Source organism: Caballeronia terrestris (assembly GCF_001544515.1).
In the GTDB taxonomy this organism is placed as follows: domain Bacteria; phylum Pseudomonadota; class Gammaproteobacteria; order Burkholderiales; family Burkholderiaceae; genus Caballeronia; species Caballeronia terrestris.
This window is the reverse complement of the sequence record NZ_FCOL02000024.1, coordinates 36,830-62,000: the sequence shown is the minus strand read 5'-3', so window position 1 is coordinate 62,000 and position 25,171 is coordinate 36,830. Positions and strand designations below refer to the sequence as shown.

Genomic DNA, 25,171 nt, shown 5'->3' with positions numbered 1-25,171 from the left:
CTGCATCAGTTCCGGCGGTCTTCATGATGAGACGCCAGGGACTGATGGAAATGGATCAAAAACGAATCAGGCGAGCCAGGTCGTTGAACAGCGCAATCATCGACAAAGCGACGATGCACACGAGGCCCGCCCGTTGCAGAACCAGCTGCCAGCGATCGGAAACCGCTTTGCCGGTAACGGCTTCAACCAAATAATATAACAGATGGCCACCGTCCAAAACCGGAATCGGTAACAAGTTCAGGACGCCCAGACTGATGCTGACGAGCGCCAGAAACGATACGAACGCCGATAATCCGAGCCGCGCGCTCTTGCCCGCGTAGTCGGCGATGGTAACCGGGCCCGACAGGTTCTTGAGCGACGCCTCGCCGACGATCATCCGCCCGAACATGCGCAGCGAATACACGCTGATGTCCCACGTGCGGCTCACGCCGAGCCGCACGCTTTCGATCGGGCCATAGCGCACGTCGACGGTCGGCAGATGGTTCGCGAGCGCCGCGCCGATGCGTCCCACTTCGCGGCCGCTCTCGGCATCGCGCTTGAGGTCCGGCACGACCTGCACCGTGCGCGCGCTGCCATCGCGCTCGACAGTTAGAGTCACCGGCTTGCCCGCGTGCGTCTTCACGAAATCGATGAAGCCGCTCGCGTTCTCGACCTTCCTGCCTTCGATCGCGATCAGCTTGTCGCCCGCGCGCAGGCCGCCCTTTTGCGCCGCGCTGCCCGCCTCCACGCCCGCTACCGCGAGCGTGCCGCCGCCGGGCGCGAAGCCGAGCTTGTCCATGAAATCGGTGTCGGCGTCGGGGTCGCCGATGCCCGCGACGTCGATCGGGAAATCGAACGTGCCGTCGGGCTTTTTCGCCGTGAGCACGACGCGCCGATGATCGAACGAGGCGTCGAGCAACTTCCAGCGCAGGTCGGACCACGACCGGATCGGGTGCGAATCGCCGCCGCTTTGCGCGTCGCGCAGCGACAGAATCGTTTCGCCGCCTTCGAAGCCGGCCTGAGCCGCGGCGGATTCGGCGGCGGGGGTCGCGATGATCGCGGCGGGTTCCGTCACGCCGCCGGCGAACACGGCCGCGAACAGCGCGATCGCGAGGATGAAGTTTGCGATCGGGCCCGCCGCGACGATCGCGATGCGCTTGCCGACGCTCTGCCGGTTGAACGCACGCGGTAGGTCCTCGGGCGGGATCGTGGCATCGGCTTCGCGTTCGTCGAGCATTTTCACGTAGCCGCCGAGCGGCAACGCGGCGATGGTCCACTCGACGCCCGTCTTCTTGCTGACCCAGCGCACGAGCGGCTTGCCGAAGCCGACCGAGAACCGCAGGACCTTCACGCCGCACAGCCGCGCGACGCTGTAGTGGCCGAATTCGTGGACGACGACAAGCACGCCTATCGCGACGACGAAGGCAACGATTTCGGTCAGGAAGTTCATGACGGCCTCAATGCGCGATGCGCTCGGCGGGCAAGGGACTCGATGCGTCCGCGCTCAGGTTGTCGACGAAACCGTTCGCGAGGCGGCGCGCGCTGGCGTCGGCGGCGAGGACGTCGTCGAGCGTGGCGGCGCTCGTGTTCGGCAGCACGTTCAGCACGCGTTCCACCACATCGCCGATCGCCATGAAGCCGATACGGCGCGCGAGGAACGCTTCCACGGCGATCTCGTTCGCCGCGTTCAGCGCCGCGCTCGCAATGCCGCCTGCTTCGAGCGCCTGGATCGCCAGCGCGAGGCACGGGAAGCGCTCGAAGTCGGGCTTTTCGAACGTGAGCGTGGCGATCTGCACGAGATCGAGCTGCGCGACACCCGATTCCACGCGATCCGGATACGCGAGTGCGTGCGCGATCGGCGTACGCATGTCGGGATTGCCGAGCTGCGCGAGCACGGAGCCGTCGGCGTAGGACACCATCGAATGGATGACGCTTTGCGGGTGGATCAGCACTTCGATGCGCGATCCCGGCAGGTCGAAGAGCCAGTGCGCCTCGATGACTTCGAGGCCTTTGTTCATCATCGTCGCGGAATCGACGGATATCTTGCGGCCCATCGCCCAGTTCGGATGCTTGCAGGCTTCGTCGGGCGTGACGTTGACGAGCGTCGACGGCTCGCGCGTGCGAAACGGCCCGCCGGATGCGGTCAGGATGATCTTCGAGACGCCGCCGTGCAGTTTCGCCTCGGCATCCGCGCCGCGCGGCAGGCACTGGAACACGGCGTTGTGCTCGCTGTCGACGGGGAGCAGCACGGCGTTGTTGTCGCGCACGGCGTCGATGAAAATCTGTCCCGACATCACGAGCGCTTCCTTGTTCGCGAGCAGGATGCGCTTTCCGTGGCGCGCGGCCGCGAGCGTGGGCGCGAGCCCCGCCGCGCCGACGATCGCCGCGACGACCGTGTCGCACGCCGCCGACGATGCCGCGTCGACGAGCGCCTGCGGCCCGTGCAGCACTTCGGTCCGGCAGCCCGCGGCGCGCAGAACGGCAGCGACCTTCGCGGCCGTATCGGCATCGCCTACGACCGCCACTTCGGGTTGAAAGCGCAGGCACTGAGAGACGAGCTTGTCGCCGTTGCGATGAGCGGTGAGCGCGTGGACCGAGAAGCGGTCGGGATGCCGCGCCACGACGTCGAGCGTGCTTTCGCCGATCGAGCCCGTGGAGCCGAGCAAAGTCAGACGTTTTTGCATAAATCCTTCTTTAGCCGAGCAGCAATAGCGCGATCGGCAGTACAGGCAACAATGCGTCGATGCGGTCCATGACGCCGCCGTGGCCCGGCAGCAGACCGCTCGAATCCTTGACGCCGGCCTGGCGCTTCATGAGCGACTCGAACAGGTCGCCGATCACGCTGAACGCGACCAGCACGGTGAGCGCGACCAGCGCCTTGAGCCATCCGCTATGCTCGACGTAGGCCGTGAAGAGCGTGGGCGCGAAAACCTGGCTGGCGGCGGCGATCGAGCCGATCACGATCACCGCGACCCAGCCGCCGACCGCCCCTTCCCACGTCTTGCCGGGGCTGATCGACGGGGCGAGCTTGTGGCGCCCAAGGGCTTTTCCGGCGAAGTATGCGCCTATGTCGGCGAGCCAGACGACTAGGAGAAGCGATAGCACGAATGCCACGCCGACCGTGCGCGCCGCGACGAGCGCGTGCCAGCAGGCGACGAACACGACAATTCCGGCGAAAAGAAGAAAGACCTGCCACAGACCAGCGGCTAGAACGGGCTTGCGCAACAGCGCGAACGGACCCGCCAGCACCCAGAAGATCGCGGCCATCTGGAAAAGGCCTTTCGGCGCGACGCCGAGAAACGTGCTCAGAATCAGCACGAGTGCGGTAAAGACCGCATAGGCGACCGGCCCGGCGCCGCCGACCTTGAGCAGCCGCGCCCATTCCCAGGCGGCAAACACGACGACGAACCCGATCAGCGCCCCGAAAGCCCCGACCGGCGCGAAAAGCGTGATCGGCACCAGCACTGCCAGCAGAACGATTGCCGTGATGACACGGGTCTTTAGCATGAAAGGGTGTCGACCTTCTGCGATTGCGGTGCGAGTTGGGCGCTCGTGCGGCCGAAGCGGCGTTCGCGCTCGCCATAGGATTCGATGGCGCGGCCGAGGGCGTCGGCGTCGAAATCCGGCCAGTAGGTATCGGTGAAATAAAACTCGGTGTAGGCGAGTTGCCACAGCAAGAAGTTGCTGATGCGCTGCTCGCCTCCCGTGCGGATGAAGAGATCGGGCTCCGGCGCATAGGCCATCGCGAGGTGCTGTGCGAACGATGCCTCGTCCACCACGACCGCCTGCCCTTCTTCCACCGATTGCTCGGCAAGCTTACGGGTGGCTTGCATGATGTCCCAGCGGCCGCCGTAGTTGGCTGCGATCGTCAGCGTGAGGCGCGTGTTGCGCGCGGTTTTGGTTTCGGCGCGCTGGATCAGCGCGCGAATGCGCTCGTCGAACATCGAGATGTCGCCGACGACGCGCAGACGGATGCCATTAGCATGCAATTTGCCGATTTCGCGCTCGAGGGCCGTGACGAACAGGCGCATCAGAAACGACACTTCCTCCGTCGGGCGGCGCCAGTTTTCCGAGCTGAATGCGAACAGCGTCACGTACTCGACGCCACGCCGCGCGCAGCTTTCGACGGTCGCGCGCACGGCATCGACGCCACGCGTGTGGCCGGCGACGCGCGGCAGGCGCCGCTGCGTCGCCCAACGGCCGTTGCCGTCCATGATGATCGCGATATGGCGTGGAACAGCCGCGACATCGGGTACGCGAACGGTAGAGCTGGTATAGGTCATGGCCGCTGAATCTTATGATCGACAGAATGAAGTGCCAGCAACACTGGCAAGACCGGAATCGGCCTTCAAACCGTCATGATCTCGGCTTCTTTCGACTGAACCAGCTTGTCGATTTCCGCGACGAATTTGTCGGTGAACTTCTGAACGTCGTCGCTTGCACGACGCTCGTCGTCTTCGGAGATTTCCTTGTCCTTGACGAGTTTCTTCAGTTGCTCGTTGGCATCGCGGCGCAGGTTGCGCACCGCGATCTTGGCCGTTTCGCCTTCGCTCTTCACGACCTTCGTAAGTTCCTTGCGGCGCTCTTCGGTCAGCGCGGGCATCGGCACACGGATCAAATCGCCCTGGTTCGACGGGTTCAGGCCGAGGTCCGACTCGCGGATCGCCTTCTCGATGACCGGCACCATCTTCTTTTCCCACGCCTGGACGCCGATCGTACGCGCATCGACGAGCGTCATGTTCGCGACCTGCGAAATGGGTACGTTCGAGCCGTAGTAATCGACCTGGATGTGGTCGAGCAAGCCGGTATGGGCGCGACCCGTGCGGATCTTGGCGAGATCGGCCTTGAACGCTTCGATCGACCGCTGCATCTTCTGGTCGACGCCCTTTTTAATGTCAGCCACACTCATTTAAACCTCCAAACCTTGGTTACTGGCAATGCAGGCGCTCCGGGCGCAGGCTGTCGAGCCGCACCGCGCCCTATCCCGCAAGAGTTTACACGTGGACGAGCGTGCCTTCGTCGTCGCCCTGGATGATGCGCTTGAGCGCTCCCGCCTTATTGATCGAAAACACGCGGATCGGCAGCTTCTGGTCGCGGCACAGCGCAAACGCCGTCGCGTCCATCACCTGCAGATTGCGCCCGATCGCCTCGTCGAAGCTGATCGTGCTGTAGCGCGTGGCGTTCGGGTCTTTCTTCGGGTCGGCGGAGTATACGCCGTCGACCTTCGTCGCCTTCAGCACCACTTCGGCGCCGACCTCCGAGCCGCGTAAGGCCGCTGCGGTGTCGGTCGTGAAGAACGGATTGCCCGTGCCGGCCGCGAAAATCACCACTTTGCCCTCTTCGAGCTGGCGAATCGCGCGCGGACGGATATACGGCTCGACGACCTGGTCCATGCGCAGCGCCGACTGCACGCGCGCTTCGATGCCCGCGTGGCGCATCGCGTCTTGCAGCGCCAGCGCGTTCATCATCGTGGCGAGCATGCCCATGTAATCGGCTGTTGCACGGTCCATGCCGGCCGCGCCGCCCGCCACGCCGCGAAAAATGTTGCCGCCGCCGATCACGACAGCAAGCTGGGTGCCCATGCGGACCACTTCAGCCATGTCCGCCACCATGCGTTCGATGGTCGCGCGATTGATGCCAAAGGCATCATCGCCCATAAGGGCTTCGCCGGAGAGCTTGAGGAGTACGCGTTTGTAGGCTGTGGGCATATGAAGGTTCCGATCGCGCCGAGGGGGTTGCAACAACGTAGAACTGTAGGGGTGAAACGATATTTACGGCAAGCGCGCCAAATTCGTGCAGCGGCGGGTTGACTTAGGGTAAACCCTTGAATTTGCGACCTGCTGGTGTTGCTTGCGAGCGGGCGGAACGAATGTTCCACCGGACGTCTCGCTGTGCTGCGGGTACTGCGTTCCTGCCGCGGGCGGCGCGCACTGGATTCGTGCCGCGCCGCCCGCCGCCGGATTTAGCTCTGCTTTGCTGCTGCGACTTGGGCGGCCACTTCGGCAGCGAAATCGTCCTGACGCTTTTCGATGCCTTCGCCGACCACGAACAGCGCGAACTTCTGCACCGTAGCGCCTGCCGCCTTCAGCATCTGCTCGATCGTCTGCTTGTCGTTCTTAACGAACGGCTGGTTCAGCAGCGAGACTTCCTTCAGATACTTCTGCACGCTGCCGTCGACCATCTTCGCCACGATTTCAGCCGGCTTGCCCGATTCGGCGGCCTTCTGCTCGGCGATGCTGCGTTCCTTCGCGATCAGGTCCGCCGGCACTTCTTCCGACGACAGCGAAACCGGCTTCATTGCGGCGATGTGCATCGCGACGTCCTTGCCGACCTGTTCATCAGCGCCCGCGAACTCGACCAGCACGCCGATGCGCGTGCCATGCAGATACGAAGCCAGCTTGTTGCTGGATTCAAAACGCACGAAACGGCGGATCGAGACGTTTTCGCCGATCTTGCCGACGAGCGCGAGACGCACGGCGTCGACCGTCGAGCTTTCGAGCGGACGTGCGCTCAACGCGGCGACGTCGGCCGGGTTGGTCTTCGCCACGATTTCGGCGACCGTCTTGCCGAACGCGAGGAAATCGTCGTTCTTCGCGACGAAGTCGGTTTCGCAGTTCAGTTCGACGAGCGCGCCCACGCCGCCTTCGATGTGCGACGTCACGATGCCTTCAGCCGTCACGCGCGATGCCGCCTTGCTCGCCTTGTTGCCAAGCTTCACGCGCAGCAGTTCTTCCGCGCGCTCGAGGTCGCCGTCGGCTTCCGTCAGCGCCTTCTTGCATTCCATCATCGGCGCGTCGGTCTTCGCGCGCAGTTCTGCCACCATGCTTGCGGTAATTGCCGCCATCATCTGCTCCTTGAGTCTGTTTGATACGTGCCGCCGGCGTAAAAGCCCGCGACAATAATTGGGGTGCCGCCATGTACTGCAGGTCGAACTCCGGTCGTCGGCTTAAAAAAAAGGGGCCTTTCACAAAGCCCCCTTTTTTGCCGGACGAGAGGGCTCTTTACGCCTCTGCGTTGACCTCGACGAACTCGTCGCCTTCGCCGCTGCGCGCAGCCTGGACGACTTCGTTCACCGCGTTCGCACGGCCTTCGAGGATCGCTTCGGCCACGCCTTGCGTGTACAGCACGACGGCCTTGCTGGCGTCGTCGTTACCCGGGATCACGTAGTCGATGCCTTCCGGCGAGTGGTTCGTGTCGACCACGGCGATAACGGGGATGCCCAGTTTCTTCGCTTCGGTCACGGCAATCTTGTGGTAGCCGACGTCGATCACGAAGATCGCGTCCGGAATGCCGCCCATGTCCTTCACGCCGCCGATGGACTTTTGCAGCTTGGCCATTTCGCGTTCGAACAGAAGCGCTTCCTTCTTGCTCATGCGTTCGGTTTCACCCGATTCCAGCGCTGCTTCCATGTCCTTCAGGCGCTTGATCGAAATCTTAAGAGTCTTGAAGTTGGTCAGCATGCCGCCGAGCCAGCGCGCGTTCACGAACGGCATGCCGGCGCGTTGCGCTTCTTCAGCGACCGTGTCGCGCGACTGGCGCTTCGTGCCGACAAACAGGATCGTGCCGCGATTGGCTGCCAGTTGACGCACGTACTTCAGCGCGTCGTTATAGAGCGGCAGCGTCTTTTCGAGGTTGATAATGTGAATCTTGTTGCGATGACCGAAGATATAGGGGGCCATCTTCGGGTTCCAGAAGCGCGTTTGGTGACCGAAGTGGACACCGGCTTCCAGCATTTGACGCATGGTAACTGCCATGAAATTCTCCGCGAGGGTTGGGTCTTAAGCCGGCTGCCGCATCCCGCGCCCTTCCTGCCTTTCGGCCAGTTTTGGAAGAACGCCGGACACCCTGGGTGCGCCGGCTTGCGAATCAAGTCTGTTTCCTGCCTTGTAGCTTGGCTGCCTTTCGCTTCGTCCGATTGACAACGGCCGTAAAGTGGATACCGACTTAGCCAAAGAGTATAGCACGCACGGGTTACGGGGCTCAAGGTGGCCAGTCAGGCGGAAAGTGGCGGGCAGAACGCACCGCCCGATGCGCGCGAACGCCCGGCAACGCCCTCCCCACCTGCGCCCCCCGCCCTAAGGTGCGATAATGCCGCTTTCGCGCGAATGCGCCGCCTACACGATTTTGCCCACCCAGTCATGTCCATTACGCTGAAAAACGACCACGATATTGCGCAGATGCGCGTCGCCTGCCGGCTCGCCAGCGAAGTGCTCGACTTCATCACGCCGCACATCGTAGCCGGCGTGTCGACCGGCGAGCTAGACCGCCTCTGTCACGAGTACATGGTGAAGGAACAGGGCACTGTGCCCGCGCCGCTGAATTACCAGCCGCCCGGCTATCCGCCCTACCCGAAAGCCACCTGCATCTCGGTCAACGACGTGATCTGCCACGGCATCCCGGGCGAGAAGGCGCTGAAGAACGGCGACGCGCTCAATATCGACGTCACGGTCATCAAGAACGGCTATTTCGGCGATACGAGCCGCATGTTCATCGTCGGCGAAGGGTCGATTCTCGCGAAACGCCTCGTGCAGACCACCTTCGACTGCATGTGGCTCGGCATCGATCAGGTGCGTCCCGGCGCGCATCTCGGCGATATCGGCCACGCAATCCAGAAACACGCCGAGTCGCAGGGCTATAGCGTCGTGCGCGAGTATTGCGGCCACGGCATCGGGCAGGTGTTTCACGAAGAGCCGCAAGTCCTGCATTACGGACGCCCGGGTACCGGTATGGAGCTCGAGGCGGGCATGATCTTCACCGTTGAACCGATGATCAACGCCGGCCGGCGCGATATCCGCACGATGCCGGATCAGTGGACGGTCAAGACGCGCGATCGCAGTCTGTCGGCGCAGTGGGAGCACACGGTGCTCGTCACGCCGACGGGGTATGACGTGCTGACCGTGTCGGCGGGGACGCAGGCGCCGTCGCAGTTGATTGCGGCTACGGCTTGAGTTGGCGGTTTCCCCGAAGAGCTCGGGCGTTTGATTTGCGATGACGGCGCCCGAATTTCAAGACGGGCAAACTGACCGGACGCGGTAGCACCGAAATTCGCGTGAAACCGTGCGGCTCTCCGTACCGCGAAGCCATTCGCTCGCGGAACGCGTCTGAGACCGGCTTTTACAGCAGTCCGCCGCCGCAGTTAGGGTAACACTGGTAAAGCTCCGCTGACGCCGAGGAAATCCTTGCCGTTTACTGGCCGTTTTCAAAACGCAGCGTCGCCCATGATCAACGAGACGCACAAAAAGACGCGTAAAACGCAGTCGCAGGACCAAAACGCCGTTCCGTCCAACCGATCTTCCGCACCGGTCCATCCATGAGCGTTACCGTCGTCGCCCCGCCCTGTGAATCGCTGAAGGCCGCTTTCAAGTCGGCGAAAGCGGATTTGCTCGAGCGTTTCCAGACCGCCTCGAACGTCGATGCGCTGATGAACGCCCTCGCCCGCGTCACCGACGACGCCTTGAAAGGCGCCTGGGACGCCTGCGCGATGCCGTCGTGGGCGGCGCTCGTCGCGGTCGGCGGGTACGGACGCGGCGAGCTCGCGCCCTATTCCGACGTCGACATTCTCGTCCTCCTGCCCGACCACAAGCCGGCCGATTCCGGCGACGCCGAACTCACCGTTCGCATCGAGCGCTTCATTGGTATGGCGTGGGATCTGGGGCTCGATATCGGCAGCAGCGTGCGGTCGGTGGCGCAGTGCATCGACGAAGCGACGAACGACGTCACCGTGCTCACGTCGCTGCTGGAAGCGCGGCGCGTCTACGGCGACACACCGCTCTTCCAGCTTTTCCGCGAGCGCTACCAGCAGACGCTCGACCCGCGCGCGTTCTTCCAGGCGAAAGTGCTGGAAATGCGCCAGCGTCATGCGAAATTCCAGGACACGCCTTACAGCCTCGAGCCGAACATCAAGGAAAGTCCGGGCGGACTGCGCGATCTGCAACTCATTTTGTGGATTTCGCGCGCGGCGGGCTTCGGCAGCAGTTGGCGTGAGCTCGACCTGCGCGGCCTCATCACCGAACGCGAAGCGCGCGAACTGCGCCGCAACGAAGGCTTCCTGAAGACGCTGCGCGCGCGGCTGCACGTGATCGCGAAGCGTCGGCAGGACATCCTCGTGTTCGACCTGCAGACGGCGCTTGCCGAGAGCTTCGGGTTCCAGGCGACCGCGACCAAGCGCGCGAGCGAGCAACTGATGCGCCGCTACTATTGGGCGGCGAAAGCCGTGACGCAACTCGCGACGATCCTGATCCAGAACGTCGAAGCGCAGCTTTTCCCGACGACGAGCGGCATCACGCGCGTGATTTCGGGCCGTTTCGTCGAGAAGCAGGGCATGCTCGAAATCGCTCGTGATGATGTGTTCGAACGCGAGCCGCACGCGATTCTCGAGGCGTTTCTGCTCTACGAACAGACGCGTGGCATAAAAGGCCTCTCGGCGCGCACGCTGCGCGCGATCTACAACGCGCGCGACCTGATGGATCGCGACTGGCGCCGCGATCCGGAAAACCGCCGGCTTTTCGTGGAGATCCTGAAGCAGCCGGAAGGCATCACGCACGCGCTGCGTCTGATGAACCAGACGAGCGTGCTCGGGCGTTATCTGCTGAATTTCCGGCGCATCGTCGGACAGATGCAGCACGATCTGTATCACGTCTACACCGTCGATCAGCACATCCTGATGGTCCTGCGCAATCTGCGACGTTTCGCGATCGCCGAGCACGCGCACGAATATCCGTTCTGCAGCCAGTTGATGGGCAACTTCGAGCGGCCGTGGGTGCTCTACGTGGCGGCGCTGTTTCACGATATCGCGAAGGGCCGCGGCGGCGATCATTCGACGCTCGGCATGGTCGACGCGCGCCGCTTCTGCCGCGAGCACGACATCGGTGCCGAGGACAGCGCGCTCGTCGTGTGGATGGTCGAGCAGCATCTGACGATGAGTCAGGTCGCGCAGAAGCAGGACACGAGCGATCCCGAAGTCATCAAGCAGTTCGCCGCGCTCGTGAAAACCGAGCGCCGGCTGAGTGCGCTGTACCTGCTGACCGTCGCGGATATTCGGGGCACGAGCCCGAAGGTCTGGAACGCGTGGAAGGGCAAACTGCTGGAAGACCTGTACCGCGCGACGCGGGCCGTGCTCGGCGGCGCCGAACCCGATGCGCATTCCGAGCTGAAATCGCGTCAGGAAGAAGCGCTCGCGCTGCTGCGGCTCGAAACGGTGCCCGAACATGCGGAGCGGCGGCTGTGGGATCAGCTCGATGTCGGCTATTTCCTGCGCCACGACGCCGCCGACATCGCCTGGCAGACGCGTGTCTTGTACAAGCACGTCGAGAGCGCGAAGCCGATCGTGCGGGCACGGCCGTCGCCGATCGGAGCGGGGTTGCAGGTCCTCGTGTACGTGCCGGATCGCCCGGACCTGTTCGCGGCGATGTGCGGTTATTTCGACAAGAACGGCCTCTCCGTGCTCGATGCGCGGGTGACGACGACCCGTCACGGCTACGCGCTAGACAATTTTCTTGTCGCGCACCCGGAGCATGACGGGCATTATCGCGACATTGCGAATCTGGTCGAGGAGCAGTTGAGCACGCTCCTGACGGCCGAGCGCATGTTGCCGGAACCGTCGAAGGGACGATTGTCGCGGCTCGTGCGCACTTTCCCGATTACGCCGCGTGTGGATTTGCGTCCCGACGAGCGCGGCCAGTACTACATCCTGTCCGTGTCGGCGAACGACCGGCAGGGCCTCCTTTATTCGATCGCGCGGGTTCTGGCCCAGCACCGGATCGGCGTGCAGGCGGCGCGGATCAACACGCTCGGCGAACGCGTCGAGGACGTGTTCCTGCTCGACGGCAAAGGCCTTTCCAGCAACCGGACCCAGATTCAGGTCGAAACCGAACTGCTGCGCGCGATCGCAGCCTGAGAAATTATGCGCGTCAAACTGACAGCCAAACATCCGCGCCCGGCCACGCCGGCGCGCTCCCCTGTGCGTTCCGGTAGTGCTGCGGGGAGGAAACCTGTGCGTGAGAGTGTGGCGGCGGGGGATCGGCCTCGGCCTCAGTCTCAGTCTCAGCCGAGTGGAGATGAGCGGCGGCCGTTCAAGGCGCGTGGTGAGGAGTCGCGCTCGGGTGATCGTGGTCCGCGTCCTTCGTTTGGGGATCGTGGGGCGCCGAGGGGTGATCGGCCGGGTGGGGATGAGCGGCGGCCTTTTAAAGCTCGTGGTGAGGAGTCGCGGTCGGGTGATCGTGGTCCGCGTCCTTCGTTCGGGGATCGCGCCGCGCCGCGTGGCGATCGGCCGGGTGGGGATGAGCGGCGTCCTTTCAAACCGCGTGGAGATGATTCGCGATCGGGCGATCGTGGTCCGCGTCCCTCGTTCGGTGACCGCAGCGCGCCGCGTGGTGATCGGCCGAGCGGCGACGAACGCCGTGCTTTTAAACCGCGTGGCGATGATTCGCGGGCAGGCGATCGTGGTCCGCGTCCGTCATTCGGCGATCGCGCCGCACCGCGTGGTGATCGGCCGGCTGGGGATGAGCGGCGTCCTTTCAAACCGCGTGGCGATGATTCGCGGTCGGGCGATCGCGGTCCGCGCCCCTCATTTGGCGATCGCGCCGCACCGCGTGGTGATCGTCCGAGTGGCGACGAACGCCGTCCGTTCAAAGCGCGTGGCGATGATTCGCGATCGGGCGATCGCGGTCCGCGCCCCTCATTTGGCGATCGCGCCGCACCGCGTGGTGATCGTCCAAGTGGCGATGAACGCCGTCCGTTTAAACCGCGCGGAGAAGAGTCGCGGTCGGGCGATCGCGCCGCACCGCGTGGTGATCGTCCGAGTGGCGACGAACGCCGTCCGTTCAAAGCGCGTGGCGATGATTCGCGATCGGGCGATCGCGGTCCGCGTCCGTCATTCGGCGATCGCGCCGCCCCGCGTGGTGACCGCCCGAGCGGCGATGAGCGTCGTCCGTTCAACGCTCGCGGCGACGATTCGCGATCAGGCGATCGCGGCCCGCGTCCGTCATTTGGCGATCGCGGCGCCCCGCGTGGCGACCGCCCGAGCGGTGACGAACGCCGTCTGTTCAAGGCGCGTGGAGATGATTCGCGCTCCGCCGACCGCGGCCCCCGCCCTTCATTTGGCGACCGTGCCGCACCGCGTAGCGACCGCCCAGGCAACGACGACCGCCGCCCCTCGTCCAGCGCGCCCTCCCTCCCCCGCGCGGAGAAAAAACGCAAGGAACCCGCCATCTCTCCCGCCCGCATGGCGCGCGCCGGAGAAGAAGGCCTCGTGCGCCTCTCGAAGGTGATGTCCGAACTCGGCCTGTGCTCGCGCCGCGAAGCCGACGAGTGGATCGAAAAGGGTTGGGTGCTCGTCGACGGCCAGGTGATCGACACGCTCGGCACGCGGATCCGTCCCGACCAAAACGTCGAAGTCCTGCCGGCCGCGCACGCCGCCCAGTCGCAACAGGTCACGATCCTGGTGCACAAGCCTGTCGGCTACGTCTCCGGACAGGCCGAGGACGGCTACCAGCCGGCCGTCACGCTGGTCAGCCCGTCGAATCACTGGCCCGACGACCAGTCCGGCATCCGCTTCACGCCGAACCACCTGCGCACGCTCGCGCCCGCCGGCCGTCTCGATATCGATTCGACGGGCCTCCTCGTCCTCACGCAAGACGGCCGCATCGCGAAGCAACTGATCGGCGGCCACTCGGAAGTCGACAAGGAATATCTTGTGCGCGTGAAATTTGGCGAGCACACGACCGACGTCGATCAGCATCTGCCCGCCGAAAGCCTCGCGTTGCTGCGCCACGGCCTGGAACTCGACGACGTCCCGCTCAAGACGGCGCAGGTGAGCTGGCAGAACGGCGAACAACTGCGCTTCGTGCTGCGCGAAGGCAAAAAGCGTCAGATTCGCAGGATGTGCGAGCTGGTCGGGCTCGAAGTGGTCGGGCTGAAACGCATTCGCATGGGTCGCGTGACACTCGGCGCGCTGCCGCCGGGACAATGGCGGTATCTCGGGCCGGACGAAGCGTTCTGATCTCGCAATCCACCAAAAATACGTAGTAAAAAAACGACGAAAAACCACGAAATCGACGCGCACGCACCCCAATCGTGCGCGTCGATTTTTTTATGGATTTTTGATTAAAGAAAATATGTCATCCACCCGATAGGAAGGTAACGCCCTTTTTACCGCCTGAGGGCGCGTATTCATGCTTCGCACGTCATTGGGGAGAACCGCCATGTCAGTTGAGATCATTGTTCGCGAAACCAAAACCGGCCTCGAAATCATCAGCGGCCGACGACGGCTCGACGCGCTCCTCGCCCTGCGCGACGAAGTCGTCGTGATGAGCCCGGGCATCGGTGAGGTCGTCATTGCGCGGTTGCCGGACGGGCGCTTGCAGGCATCGGCGAATCCCGAGCACGTGAAGCTCTTTCGCCAACCCGAGATCGGTGCGAAGAAAACGTTCGCCTGAAACGACGAAGGCCGCTCCCCGGAGCGGCCTTCGCGTTTGAAAAAGCTACCGATCAATCATCCCGCGGCGAGTCGAGCCCCGGGAACAGGATGTCGGTGAAGCCGAACTTCGAGAAGTCCGTAATTCGCATCGGATAGAGCTTGCCGATCAGGTGATCGCACTCGTGCTGCACGACGCGTGCGTGAAACCCCTCGGCCAGCCGGTCGATCGCGCCGCCGAACTGGTCGAAGCCCTGGTAGCGGATCATCGAGTACCGCTGCACGGCGCCGCGCAGGCCGGGCACGGACAGGCATCCTTCCCAGCCCTCCTCCATGTCGTGCGAATTCGGCGAAATGATCGGGTTGATCAGCACGGTTTCCGGCACGGACGGCGCGTCCGGGTAGCGCTCGTTGTAGCCGAACCCGAAGATCACGACCTGCAGATCGACGCCGATCTGCGGCGCGGCGAGCCCCGCGCCGTTCGCGTCGCGCATCGTGTCGAACATGTCCTTGATGAGCTCGTGCAATTCCTGGGTATCGAAATGCTCGACCGGCTCGGCGATGCGCAACAGCCGCGGATCGCCCATCTTCAGTATTTCGCGAATCATGGAGTCACTCCTTCCAAAAGCCTGCGCAACCCGTCTTCGTCGAGCACGGGGATGCCGAGTTCCTCGGCTTTCGCGAGCTTGCTGCCCGCCTCCGTCCCCGCCACGACGTAATCGGTCTTTTTCGATACCGACCCGGCCACCTTCGCCCCGGCCGCTTCCAGCATCTCCTTCGCCTCCTCGCGCGACAACGCCGGCAGCGTGCCGGTCAGCACGACCGTCCTGCCCGCCAGCACACCCTGTGGCGCTTTCGGAGCGGGAGGACCTTCGGGCCACGACACCTTCGCACGCAACTGCTCGATCACGTGCTGGTTGTGCGCTTCGCTGAAGAAATTGTGGATCGATTCGGCAACCACCGGCCCGACATCGTTCACTTCCAGCAATTCTTCGACCGTGGCCGCGAGGATCGGGTCGAGCGAGCCGAAATGCTTCGCGAGATCCTTCGCCGTCGATTCGCCGACGTGCCGGATGCCGAGCGCGTAGATGAACCGCGCCAGTGTCGTTTTTCGGGCTTTTTCGAGCGAATCGAGCAGGTTTTGTGCGGATTTATCAGCGAAACGGTCAAGTGCGGCAAGCGTCGAAAAGCCGAGGCTGAAGAGATCGGCGGGCGTGCGCACGAGGTTCTCCTCGACCAACTGGTCGATGATCTTTTCGCCCAGGCCGTCGATATCCAGTGCGCGACGCTGCGCAAAATGCCACAGCGCCTGCTTGCGCTGCGCGGGACAAAACAGGCCGCCAGTGCAGCGCGCGATCGCTTCGTCCGGCAGGCGCTCGATCTTCGAGCCGCAGACCGGGCACTCGGCCGGCATGACGAATTCGTGTGCGTCGTCGGGACGGCGGTCCAGGATCGCGCCGACCACTTCGGGAATCACGTCGCCCGCGCGGCGCACGATCACCGTGTCGCCGATACGGATGTCCTTGCGGCGCACTTCGTCCTCGTTATGCAGCGTGGCATTCGTTACCGTCGCCCCGCCGACGAAAATCGGCGCGAGCCGCGCGACCGGCGTGATCGCGCCCGTGCGGCCGACCTGCACGTCGATCGCGAGCAGTTGCGTGAGCGCTTCCTGCGCCGGGAACTTGTGCGCGAGCGCGAAGCGCGGCGCGCGCGAGACGAAGCCGAGCTTGTCCTGCTCGTCGCGCTGGTTGACCTTGTAGACGACGCCGTCGATGTCGTACGGCAGGCCTTCGCGTTTCTCGCCGGTTTTCGCGAAGAAGTCGAGCAAACCCTGCGCGCCTTCAACCACGCCACGCTCCGCATTGACCGGCAAGCCGAGTTCGACGTACCAGTCGAGCAAGGCGGAATGCGTCGGCGGCATTTCGGCGCCTTCGAGCACGCCGATGCCGTATGCAAAGAACGAGAGGGGCCGCTGCGCCGTCATCTTCGGATCGAGCTGGCGCAGGCTGCCCGCCGCCGCGTTACGCGGATTCGCGAACTCGCGATGCTCGGCCTCGCGTTGCCGCGCGTTAAGGCGCTCGAAATCGCGCTTGAACATCAGCGCTTCGCCGCGCACGTCGAGGCGCTTCGGCACGTTCTTGCCCTTCAGCTTGAGCGGAATCGAGCGGATCGTGCGGACGTTGCCGGTCACTTCCTCGCCGGTCGCGCCGTCGCCGCGCGTGGCGGCCTGCACGAGGCGGCCGTCGTCGTAGCGGAGCGAGATCGCCAAGCCGTCGAATTTCAGCTCGCACGCGTACTGCACCGGCGCGTGGCCGAGCGCGTCGGACACGCGCTTGTCGAACGCGACGATGTCTTCCTCGGCAAAGCCGTTGTTCAGCGACAGCATCGGCACGTCGTGGACGACCGGCTCGAAGCCCGCCGCCACCTGGCCGCCCACGCGCTGGGTCGGCGAATCGGGCGTGACCAGATCGGGCTGGTCGGCCTCGATCTGCTGCAGTTCCTTGAAGAGCGTGTCGTATTCGGCGTCGGGCAAATCCGGCTGGTCGAGCACGTAGTACGCGTAGTTCGCGCGTTCCAGTTCCGAGCGCAGCCACGCGGCGCGCTCGGCCGGGCGCTCGGCGCTCGGCACCGGGGCGGCGGACTGCGACTTGGCGATGGACTCGGCTTTCGTTTTGGCGGACATGCGTAGTAACACGGAAAATGGTTTGGATTAAGAGAAATCCGACCGTTCGATTGTCTCAGAAGATCGGTAAATCGTGGCATCGGCCGGATGGCCAACGGCGCCGCAACGTGTGCGCCGCCGTGCGGACGCGCACAAAAAAACGCGCTCCGTGGAGCGCGATTCGTATCATTGCGTGGCAGGCAGCACGGCGTTACTGGCTGAACAACCGCCGCGTCGCGGGCGATCCCGCCGGGATGCCGGCCTGCTCCAGCTTCGCGTATAGCGCCATCAACTGCTTTTCGATCGCGAGCAGCGCCGATTCGGGCAGCGGCCGGCGCTGGTCGTCGACGACGCGCGCGCCGATCCGCTCGGACAGCGACTTCGCGTAATCGCACATCAGGCGAAACGGCAGGATGTCTTCGTCGGCGACTGGCACGTCGAGCACCAGCGTGATCATCTGGCCACCCTTGTACGTGAGGTCGTCGCGCAGGAAGTTGGTGTCGCCGAACTGGAGCATGAAGACCGGATTCTGCTTGGCGTCGAGCTTGACGAAGCGCGTGCCGTCGCGCGAGAGCAGCAAGCCGTCCTGCGACGCCACCGCCTGCACGTAATTTGCCGACCACGGCGCGCCGTCGGAAAGGATGTTGATCGACAACTGCGCGTCGCACTGGGCGGCGAACGCATCGAGTTCGCGCGCCATGCCGACGGTTTCCAGCATGTCGGGAAATTCGGGCGCGCCGTCGATCGCATCGGCGAAACGCTGCACGCCGGTCACGAATTCGGAGAATTCCAGTTCGTTGAGCGGCCCGCTGCGATTCGCCAGTTGCGCCGCCGCGCGCAATTCCGCATAGCGCGCGCCGTTCTTTAGCAGCTCCCAGGTGGTCTCGCCCTCGGGCTGGCCTTCGATGTTCACCGGCTTGCTGCCCGCGCGGCGCAAGCGCTGGGCCAGCGGCACGAGCTTGTCGCCGGCGATCGGCGCGGTGAGGCGAATCGGCACGACGCAATCGATACGGCGATCCACCAGCGCGGGCGGCGCCGATGAGATCGTCGTCGCGGCGGGGAGGATCGGCTCGTCGCTTTCGTCCTCGATTTGCGCTTCGCCGTTCGTCGACGTCGCCTCGGCCTGGAGGTCGACGGCCGTATCGGCTGGGGCTACACCGGGCATCGGCGCGCCGCCGAAACTCGGTTCGAGGCGCGATTCCCTGTTCTCACTGGTTTCGGCTTCGCCCATCGCGGGCTCGCGGCGCGTGGGCCGCACCGGCTCGATAAACGGATGCTCTTCGTCCGCATCCTGGCGCGCGAGCGAATCCGCGGCTTCTTCGGGCATCGGACGGGGCATCCTGCGGCGCACCTTCGCGCTCTGCCATGCGTTGTAAACCACGACGCCGCCCACCACCACGGCACCGGCGCCGATCAAACCGAGTGTCAACTCGTCCATGCACGCTCCATCATTCTTTTGATTGCGATGCGCCGCGCGATCTGTCGCGCACGCCGTGTGTCGGCGTGCGCAGGACTCCGCGCCTGCGCGCTCGGGGCCGGACTCTGGATCCCGCCCCGCATTTTTTTGATAACAACTACCTGTCAGCCAGCATTCTGTGCGAATCCGGCCGCCGATTCCATGTCAACGGCAACGATCCGCGATACCCCCTGCTCCTGCATCGTCACGCCGATCAGTTGCTGCGCCATTTCCATCGCGATCTTGTTGTGCGAGATGAACAGGAACTGCGTCTTGGCGGACATGGCGCGCACGAGATTCGCGAAACGCTCGGTGTTGGCGTCGTCGAGCGGCGCGTCCACTTCGTCCAGCAGACAGAACGGCGCCGGATTCAACTGGAACATCGCGAAGACGAGCGCGGTGGCCGTCAGCGCCTTTTCGCCGCCCGAGAGCAGGTGAATCGTCGAATTCTTCTTGCCGGGCGGCTGCGCCATCACCTGCACGCCAGCGTCGAGGATCTCGTCGCCGGTCATGATGAGTTTCGCCTGCCCGCCGCCGAAAAGCCGGGGGAACAGCTCGCCGAAGTGGTGATTCACCTCGTCGAACGTGCCTTGCAGGAGCGCGCGCGTTTCCTGATCGATCTTGTGGATCGCGTCTTCCAGCGTATTGATTGCATGATTCAGGTCGGCCGATTGCGCGTCGAGGAAGTCCTTGCGCTCGCTCGCCGACGCGAGTTCTTCGAGCGCCGCCATGTTGACGGGCCCGAGCGCCGTGATCGCGTTGCTCAGGCGCGTGACTTCGCCCTGCAGGTACGACGGCTTCATGTCCGGCGTGAGCTTCGCCTGCAACTCGGCCTCATCGACGCCCGCCGCCTGCAACTGCTCGACGAACTGCTCGCCGCTGATGCGCGCCGCCTGCTCTTTCAACTGCAACTCGCCGATGCGCTCGCGCAGCGGCTGCAGCGAACGCTCGGCGGTCAGGCGCGCTTCGTCGGACTGACGCAGGCGCGCGGTGAGATCGTCGAGTTCGATGCGCGCCGCGTGCAGCGACGCTTCCTTCGCCGCGCGGACTTCGAGCGCGTCCTGCAGGCCGGTGTGCGCGGTCTGCTCGTTGATCGTTTCGAGCTCGGCGCGCGCGTCTTCCAGTGCCCCCGCGACGCGTTCGCTCTGGTCGTGCGCCGTCTCGATATTGCGTTTGAACTCGTCGATCTTCGCCGCGAGCCCGCGCACCGCGAAGCTAGCGTCGGAGGCCGCGCGTTCGAGATCGCGCGCTTCCTGGCGGGCGTTCGTAAGCGTTTCGTCGAGGGCTTCGAAGGCGAGCTGGTTGTCTTCGAAACGCGCCTGCAATTCGGCGAGTTCGGCGTCGTGACGCTCGAAGTTCGCTTCCGATTCCGCCCGCAGCGCGCGCTGTTCGTCGATCTGCGCGGTGATTTCCTCCAGTTCCTCGCGGATCTGCGTGCTGCGCTGCGTGTAGCGCTCGTGCGCCTGGGTGAGCTTCAGCACGTCGAGCTGCAAGGCGTGGACGCGCTGCGTGGCGCGCTCGGCGGCGGAGCGCGCGTCCGCCAATGCGTGCGATGCCGCCGTGTGGGCCGCCTCGGCGCGCACGGCGGCGGCCTTGGCTTCGTCGGCCAAAAGCACCTGTGCGCGCACCTGAAGCGTCAGGTTCTCGATTTCCTGCTGGCGCGCGAGCATGCCGGCCTGCTCGGAATCGGCGGCATAGAGCTGCACGCCGACGCGCGTCACCATGTGCCCCGCCTTCACGACGAACGCGCCGCCCTCCGGCAGTTGCATGCGCGACGCGAGCGCCTGAGCGATATCGTCCGCGACAAAGGTCGTGCCGAGCCAGTCGTTCAGGACGGCGCGAATGCCCGGATCGTCGATGCGAACCAGCGACAGCAGCGAGCGCAAGCCCGCAGGCGTTTCGAGCAGCGGACGACCGGCCGGCGGCGGCGCATAGAACGCGAGCTTGGCGGGCGGTGCATCCGTGGCGAAGGCCTTGACCCAGTCGAGATTCGACACTTCCAGCGCCGCGATCCGCTCGCGCAACGCGGCTTCGAGCGCCGTTTCCCAGCCCGCCTCGATATGCAGCTTCTTCCAGAGACGCGGCAATCCACCGAGTTCGTGCTTGTCGAGCCACGGCTGGATCTTGCCTTCGGTCTGGACGTTTTCCTGAAGCTGCTTCAATGCCGCGAGCCGCGCTTCCAGTTGATGAATCAGTGCGCTTTCCGATTGCACGCGCTCCTGCGCCGAGCGGCGCTCGCCATCGAGACGCGGCAACGTGGACTGCGCATCGGCGAGACGCGTTTGGGCGTCGGCGAGAATCTCTTCGTGTTCCGCGAGCTGCATGCGCAACTCTTCGAGCTGGGCTTCGTCAGGCGCGTCGAGCCCGCCCGCTTCGCTCTTCAGCCGCTCGTGGCGCTGCTGCAATTGCTGCAACTGCTGATCGGCGTTGCGCTGGTGCGCCGCCTCGAGCTTGAGCGCCTGCTCCGTCTGAGCGATGCCGGCGCGTTCGTCGTTGAGCTTCGTCTGCGCGTCGCGAAAACGCGCTTCGAGCGCCGGCAACTCATCATGCTTCGCCGCCGCCGTTTCCTGCGCGACCGCCGCCTTTTCCTCGCCGATCGCCAGAGCTTCCTCTGCGTCGTCGATCTCGCCGCGCGCCCGCTCCGCCTGCATCTGCCATTGCTCGCGCTGCGCGGTGAGCGCGGCGATCTGCGCCTGCACGCGATTGCGCGATTCGACGATGAAGCGGATCTCCGCCTCCAGACGGCTCACTTCGGAATTCGCTTCGTAGAGTGCGCCCTGCGCGCCCTGCATCGCGTCGCTCGCGCTGTAGTGCGCGACGCGCAGCGTTTCCAGTTGCGCTTCGACTCCGCGCAGATGCGCCGTCTGCCGTTCGAGATCGACCTGCGCCTCGCGGATCGCGCGCTGCTGACGCTCTGACTCGTTACCCGCCTCGTTCTTGCGCAGGAGCCACAGCAGCCGCTGCTTTTCCTCGCCTTCTGCCTGCAACTGCTTGTACTTCGTCGCGACGACCGCCTGCGCTTCGAGCTTTTCGAGATTCGCGCTCAATTCGCGAACGATATCCTCGACGCGCGTCAGATTTTCCCGCGTGTCATGCAGACGGTTCTCGGTTTCGCGACGCCGTTCCTTGTACTTCGACACCCCCGCCGCTTCTTCGAGGAACACGCGCAACTCTTCCGGCTTCGCCTCGATGATCCGCGCGATCATGCCCTGCCCGATGATCGCGTAGGCGCGCGGGCCGAGACCCGTGCCGAGGAAGATGTCCTGGATGTCACGGCGCCGGGCCGGCAGGTTGTTGATGTAGTAGCTGGAGGTGCCGTCGCGCGTGAGCACGCGTTTCACGGCGATTTCGCCGTAGGTGCTCCACTGGCCGGCGGCGCGGCCGTCGGCGTTGTCGAAGATCAGTTCGACGCTGGCGCGGCTGCCGGGCTTGCGCGCCGTCGAGCCGTTGAAGATCACGTCCTGCATCGATTCGCCGCGCAATTCGGAGGCGCGCGATTCGCCGAGCACCCAGCGCACGGCATCGATGATGTTGGACTTGCCACAGCCATTGGGCCCCACGACGCCGACCAACTGGCCGGGGACCTGGAAATGCGTGGGATCGACGAATGACTTGAAGCCAGCGAGTTTTATCGAGGTCAGACGCACGGCGATATCGCTGTTGGAAAAGAATGCTTGGGCGTATCTCTGATACGGGGCCGGCGGGACTGGCGCGCGCGGTTTCGATGTCTCGATGCATGCGCGGCTGGCCGTGTCGCCGGTCGAATCGCTCGGGCTTGCGCTGCGCTCGATATGCAATCGGCGCGCAATCAACGACTTAGGACCGCTTTGCGGATTTGTCCGATTGACTGGTCGGCACGGCCCGGCGAGCGGTCACAATCATACCATCGCGCGTTGCGATTTCTTTTTGGCTGAGGCGTCGCCGGAGGGCTCTTTTGGCGGGTCGGCGGGGTCGATCGGCTGCAATGCTTCGAGCGGTCCGACCGGCGCGCGATCGCGATGCACCCAGCTCGACAGCACGCACGCCACGACGATGCACGCACCGCCCGCCCACTCGCGCGGCCCCGGCACTTCGCCTGCGAAGGCCCACGCCGAGAGCGCCGTCACGACGAGCTCGAACAGCATGATGATCGACGCGCGATTGGCCGGCACCTTCGCCAGGCCGACCTGCACGAGCATGTTGTTCGACGCGAGCACGACGCCCAACCCGATCACGATGAACACGACCGTACCCATCTGCGAGGCCGCGGGCGGCGTGGGCATCGCTTCGAAGAGGGTCGCGAACGCCGCGACGATTGCCGCGCCGCCGAAGATCGTCGCGGTGCGCATTTCGGCCTTCATGTCGGGCAGCACGCGACAGATCTTGACGATCAGCACGTTGCTCATCGCGAAGCCCATGCCGGCCATCAAACCCGCCCATTCGGCGAGGTTCGCGGGCAGCGGCATGCCGAGTTCGGGCGACCAGAGCATCGTCATCGCGCCCGCGAGCGACAGGCCCGCGAGCGCGACACCCGAGCGCGTGAGCCGCTCGTGCAGGATGAAATGCGCGAAAACGGCGGTCCACGCGGGGGTCAGGTAGAAGAGCAGGAGCACGCGCATCACTTGCCCGTGGATCGCGCCCCACACGAAACCGATGTTCGTCACGCCCGCCGCCAGCGCGAGCGCAGCGAGCAGCCAGTGCCACGAGACCGTGCGGATCGCGTGGCGGCGCAGCGCGAGGACGAAGAGGCACGCGGCGGCGCTCGTCGTCGCGCTGGCTGCCGTGCCGGAGAGGCCGAGCGCGGCGAGCATGCGCATCGGATACCAGATGACGCCCCACACCGACGCGCCGAGCATGATCGCGAGGGTCGGCAGGGTATTTTTAAGGCGCTGGTTCATTGCGATGCGCCTCCGCGTGTTTGGCGGAAGCGCTGGGTTGCTGGCGGCAGGACGGCTGAACCAGCGCGGCGCTGCAGCATAAGCGGGTGGCGTTCGCCTGAAACGTCAAGGCCTGCAAGGCGCCGCTCAAAGTGCCACCCGCAGTCGACCGCGCCACGCGATGCCACGCTCCAGCCGCGCCGATCCGTCCCGTGCATCGAAACCGTCTCCATTTCACCGAGCCTCTGCGCCGCCCCCGGCGCAATGCTTCTTGCTTCACTTGCCTGCATTCACTGCTCCGTCTTTCGTGCCATGCGCTTTCGCGCGCGTTGTCCATCTGTCGCCGCGCCCGGCAGACCCTTCTGTGCCGCGTCTTCCCGGCGGAATGTCGTAATCCGTCACTGTATAATCGGATGCTTCGTCGCGCCCACGCGCGACAGCGTTTCCCGATGTCCCGAGCCGCGGTCCGCCGCCGCCGACTGCCGTTTCCAGGCGCCGCACACGTAGCGCGAGCGGTCTCGGTCAGTCGCCAGGCGAGCCGTTCCAAGTCCCTCATTTGCCGCCGTCGCCGTGAATCCACTTCTGCAGAAACTTCAGCCGTATCCGTTCGAAAAGCTGCGGGCGCTCTTCCAGGGCATCGAGCCGCGCGCCGGTTTCAAGCCCATCAGCTTCGGCATCGGCGAGCCGAAGCATCCGACGCCCCTGCTCGTGCGCGATGCCGTCGTGAACGCGCTCGGCGGCTTGTCGTCGTATCCGGCGACGCTCGGAAGCGAGCCGCTCAGGCAAGCCATCGCGGCGTGGGTGAAGGCGCGCTACCACCTTCCGGCCGTCGATGCCGCCACCGAAGTGCTGCCCGTTTCCGGCTCGCGCGAGGCGCTTTTCGCGCTGGCGCAAACAGTGATCGACAGCCGTTCGACCGATCCGGCCGAACCGCCGATCGTACTCTGTCCGAACCCGTTCTACCAAATCTACGAAGGCGCCGCGCTGCTCGCGGGCGCCGAGCCGTACTTCGTGAACAGCGATCCGGCGCGCAACTTCGCCTGCGACTATTCGGCCGTCCCCGAGGACATCTGGGCGCGCACGCAATTGCTCTACGTCTGCTCGCCGGGCAACCCGACGGGCGCGGTCCTCACGCTCGACGACTGGCGCGAACTCTTCGCGCTGTCGGACAAGCACGGCTTCGTGATCGCCTCCGACGAGTGCTACTCGGAAATCTATTTCGACGAAGCGTCGCCTCCGCTCGGCGGCCTGGAAGCGGCGCACAAGCTGGGACGCGGTTTCGAGCGGCTCGTGATGTTGTCGAGCCTGTCGAAGCGATCGAACGTGCCGGGCATGCGCTCGGGGTTCGTCGCGGGCGATGCGTCGATTCTCAAGAAATTCCTGCTCTATCGGACGTACCACGGCGCGGCGCTCTCCACCGTGTTCCAGACAGCGAGCATCGCCGCCTGGCAGGATGAAACGCACGTGCGCGACAACCGCGCGAAGTATCTGCAGAAATTCACGACCGTCACGCCGATGCTCGCCGAAGTCCTCGACGTGCGCCTGCCCGACGCCGCGTTCTATTTGTGGGCGAACGTCGGGCGCACGGGCCTCACGGACACCGCGTTCGCCGCGCGTCTCTACGCCGACTATAATGTGACGGTTCTGCCGGGCTCCTTTCTCGCGCGCACCGCGCACGGCACGAATCCCGGCGAGGGGTTCGTGCGCGTCGCGCTCGTCGCCGACGTCGACGAATGCGTCGAGGGCGCCCGCCGCATCGTCGAGTTCTGTCGTCAGCTCGCGCAGCCGTAACCTTCCACCTCCAT

The 25,171-nt window shown here is 64.8% G+C and carries 18 protein-coding genes; 5 read left to right on the top strand and 13 right to left on the bottom strand.

What is annotated here, in order from left to right; translation table 11 throughout:
* Positions 1-55: 55 nt before the first annotated feature.
* From rseP to rpsB, 8 genes are all read right to left on the bottom strand, one after another.
* Positions 56-1,429: an RIP metalloprotease RseP gene (rseP, locus tag AWB67_RS20150; protein WP_087657996.1), complete on the bottom strand. Its 1,374-nt coding sequence runs from the start codon at positions 1,427-1,429 to the stop codon at positions 56-58.
* Between the two features lie 7 nt (positions 1,430-1,436).
* A complete protein-coding gene (locus tag AWB67_RS20145) occupies positions 1,437-2,663 on the bottom strand; it encodes a 1-deoxy-D-xylulose-5-phosphate reductoisomerase (protein ID WP_087657995.1) in 1,227 nt (408 codons plus the stop codon).
* A gap of 10 nt (positions 2,664-2,673) precedes the next feature.
* Complete coding sequence (locus AWB67_RS20140; protein WP_087657994.1) at positions 2,674-3,486, bottom strand: phosphatidate cytidylyltransferase; 813 nt, start codon at positions 3,484-3,486, stop codon at positions 2,674-2,676.
* Complete coding sequence (gene uppS / locus AWB67_RS20135) at positions 3,480-4,262, bottom strand: polyprenyl diphosphate synthase (RefSeq protein ID WP_087657993.1); 783 nt, start codon at positions 4,260-4,262, stop codon at positions 3,480-3,482. Before uppS ends, AWB67_RS20140 begins: the two co-directional genes overlap by 7 nt.
* A 65-nt stretch (positions 4,263-4,327) precedes the next feature.
* Positions 4,328-4,888 carry a ribosome recycling factor gene (gene frr / locus AWB67_RS20130; RefSeq protein ID WP_087657992.1) on the bottom strand — a complete coding sequence of 187 codons (561 nt, stop codon included), beginning with the start codon at positions 4,886-4,888 and terminating at the stop codon, positions 4,328-4,330.
* An 85-nt stretch (positions 4,889-4,973) separates the two neighbouring features.
* The gene (gene pyrH / locus AWB67_RS20125) at positions 4,974-5,687 is read right to left on the bottom strand and encodes a UMP kinase (protein ID WP_087657991.1); all 714 of its coding nucleotides are present in this window, start codon (positions 5,685-5,687) and stop codon (positions 4,974-4,976) included.
* A gap of 254 nt (positions 5,688-5,941) precedes the next feature.
* The gene (gene tsf, locus AWB67_RS20120; RefSeq protein WP_087657990.1) at positions 5,942-6,823 is read right to left on the bottom strand and encodes a translation elongation factor Ts; all 882 of its coding nucleotides are present in this window, start codon (positions 6,821-6,823) and stop codon (positions 5,942-5,944) included.
* Between the two features lie 157 nt (positions 6,824-6,980).
* Positions 6,981-7,733 (bottom strand): 30S ribosomal protein S2, encoded by a 753-nt coding sequence (rpsB, locus tag AWB67_RS20115; protein WP_087657989.1) that lies wholly within the window; start codon positions 7,731-7,733, stop codon positions 6,981-6,983.
* A 384-nt stretch (positions 7,734-8,117) separates the two neighbouring features.
* Here rpsB and map point away from each other — a divergent pair, with 384 nt between their 5' ends.
* The 4 genes from map (at position 8,118) to AWB67_RS20095 (ending at position 14,414) form a co-directional block, all read left to right on the top strand.
* Positions 8,118-8,927: a type I methionyl aminopeptidase gene (gene map / locus AWB67_RS20110; RefSeq protein WP_087657988.1), complete on the top strand. Its 810-nt coding sequence runs from the start codon at positions 8,118-8,120 to the stop codon at positions 8,925-8,927.
* Between the two features lie 362 nt (positions 8,928-9,289).
* The gene (locus AWB67_RS20105; protein ID WP_087657987.1) at positions 9,290-11,875 is read left to right on the top strand and encodes a [protein-PII] uridylyltransferase; all 2,586 of its coding nucleotides are present in this window, start codon (positions 9,290-9,292) and stop codon (positions 11,873-11,875) included.
* Between the two features lie 6 nt (positions 11,876-11,881).
* The gene (locus AWB67_RS43370) at positions 11,882-13,978 is read left to right on the top strand and encodes a pseudouridine synthase (protein WP_087657986.1); all 2,097 of its coding nucleotides are present in this window, start codon (positions 11,882-11,884) and stop codon (positions 13,976-13,978) included.
* Positions 13,979-14,180: 202 nt separating this feature from the next.
* Positions 14,181-14,414 (top strand): hypothetical protein, encoded by a 234-nt coding sequence (locus tag AWB67_RS20095; protein ID WP_087657985.1) that lies wholly within the window; start codon positions 14,181-14,183, stop codon positions 14,412-14,414.
* Positions 14,415-14,466: 52 nt separating this feature from the next.
* Here the strand turns inward: AWB67_RS20095 and def are convergent, their stop codons facing one another.
* The 5 genes from def to AWB67_RS20070 all read right to left on the bottom strand — a co-directional run bounded on the left by def (position 14,467) and on the right by AWB67_RS20070 (position 23,387).
* A complete protein-coding gene (gene def, locus AWB67_RS20090) occupies positions 14,467-15,000 on the bottom strand; it encodes a peptide deformylase (RefSeq protein ID WP_087657984.1) in 534 nt (177 codons plus the stop codon).
* Entirely contained in the window at positions 14,997-17,075 is a 2,079-nt protein-coding gene (gene ligA / locus AWB67_RS20085; protein WP_087657983.1) for an NAD-dependent DNA ligase LigA, read from the bottom strand. Before ligA ends, def begins: the two co-directional genes overlap by 4 nt.
* A gap of 190 nt (positions 17,076-17,265) precedes the next feature.
* Positions 17,266-18,492: a cell division protein ZipA C-terminal FtsZ-binding domain-containing protein gene (locus AWB67_RS20080; RefSeq protein ID WP_087657982.1), complete on the bottom strand. Its 1,227-nt coding sequence runs from the start codon at positions 18,490-18,492 to the stop codon at positions 17,266-17,268.
* A 143-nt stretch (positions 18,493-18,635) separates the two neighbouring features.
* Positions 18,636-22,157: a chromosome segregation protein SMC gene (gene smc / locus AWB67_RS20075; RefSeq protein ID WP_087658018.1), complete on the bottom strand. Its 3,522-nt coding sequence runs from the start codon at positions 22,155-22,157 to the stop codon at positions 18,636-18,638.
* Between the two features lie 231 nt (positions 22,158-22,388).
* Entirely contained in the window at positions 22,389-23,387 is a 999-nt protein-coding gene (locus AWB67_RS20070; RefSeq protein ID WP_087657981.1) for a DMT family transporter, read from the bottom strand.
* Positions 23,388-23,936: 549 nt separating this feature from the next.
* Here AWB67_RS20070 and dapC point away from each other — a divergent pair.
* The gene (gene dapC / locus AWB67_RS20065; protein ID WP_087657980.1) at positions 23,937-25,157 is read left to right on the top strand and encodes a succinyldiaminopimelate transaminase; all 1,221 of its coding nucleotides are present in this window, start codon (positions 23,937-23,939) and stop codon (positions 25,155-25,157) included.
* Positions 25,158-25,171 lie beyond the last annotated feature (14 nt).

What these genes read in the sequence shown, in the direction of transcription:
- def (WP_087657984.1), bottom strand. Translation starts at nt 15,000, where the DNA reads ATGATTCGCGAAATACTGAAGATGGGCGATCCGCGGCTGTTGCGCATC.
- AWB67_RS43370 (WP_087657986.1), top strand. Translation starts at nt 11,882, where the DNA reads ATGCGCGTCAAACTGACAGCCAAACATCCGCGCCCGGCCACGCCGGCG.
- uppS (WP_087657993.1), bottom strand. Translation starts at nt 4,262, where the DNA reads ATGACCTATACCAGCTCTACCGTTCGCGTACCCGATGTCGCGGCTGTT.
- AWB67_RS20070 (WP_087657981.1), bottom strand. Translation starts at nt 23,387, where the DNA reads ATGAACCAGCGCCTTAAAAATACCCTGCCGACCCTCGCGATCATGCTC.
- frr (WP_087657992.1), bottom strand. Translation starts at nt 4,888, where the DNA reads ATGAGTGTGGCTGACATTAAAAAGGGCGTCGACCAGAAGATGCAGCGG.
- tsf (WP_087657990.1), bottom strand. Translation starts at nt 6,823, where the DNA reads ATGGCGGCAATTACCGCAAGCATGGTGGCAGAACTGCGCGCGAAGACC.
- AWB67_RS20145 (WP_087657995.1), bottom strand. Translation starts at nt 2,663, where the DNA reads ATGCAAAAACGTCTGACTTTGCTCGGCTCCACGGGCTCGATCGGCGAA.
- pyrH (WP_087657991.1), bottom strand. Translation starts at nt 5,687, where the DNA reads ATGCCCACAGCCTACAAACGCGTACTCCTCAAGCTCTCCGGCGAAGCC.
- AWB67_RS20140 (WP_087657994.1), bottom strand. Translation starts at nt 3,486, where the DNA reads ATGCTAAAGACCCGTGTCATCACGGCAATCGTTCTGCTGGCAGTGCTG.
- rpsB (WP_087657989.1), bottom strand. Translation starts at nt 7,733, where the DNA reads ATGGCAGTTACCATGCGTCAAATGCTGGAAGCCGGTGTCCACTTCGGT.
- AWB67_RS20095 (WP_087657985.1), top strand. Translation starts at nt 14,181, where the DNA reads ATGTCAGTTGAGATCATTGTTCGCGAAACCAAAACCGGCCTCGAAATC.
- AWB67_RS20105 (WP_087657987.1), top strand. Translation starts at nt 9,290, where the DNA reads ATGAGCGTTACCGTCGTCGCCCCGCCCTGTGAATCGCTGAAGGCCGCT.
- rseP (WP_087657996.1), bottom strand. Translation starts at nt 1,429, where the DNA reads ATGAACTTCCTGACCGAAATCGTTGCCTTCGTCGTCGCGATAGGCGTG.
- map (WP_087657988.1), top strand. Translation starts at nt 8,118, where the DNA reads ATGTCCATTACGCTGAAAAACGACCACGATATTGCGCAGATGCGCGTC.
- AWB67_RS20080 (WP_087657982.1), bottom strand. Translation starts at nt 18,492, where the DNA reads ATGGACGAGTTGACACTCGGTTTGATCGGCGCCGGTGCCGTGGTGGTG.
- ligA (WP_087657983.1), bottom strand. Translation starts at nt 17,075, where the DNA reads ATGTCCGCCAAAACGAAAGCCGAGTCCATCGCCAAGTCGCAGTCCGCC.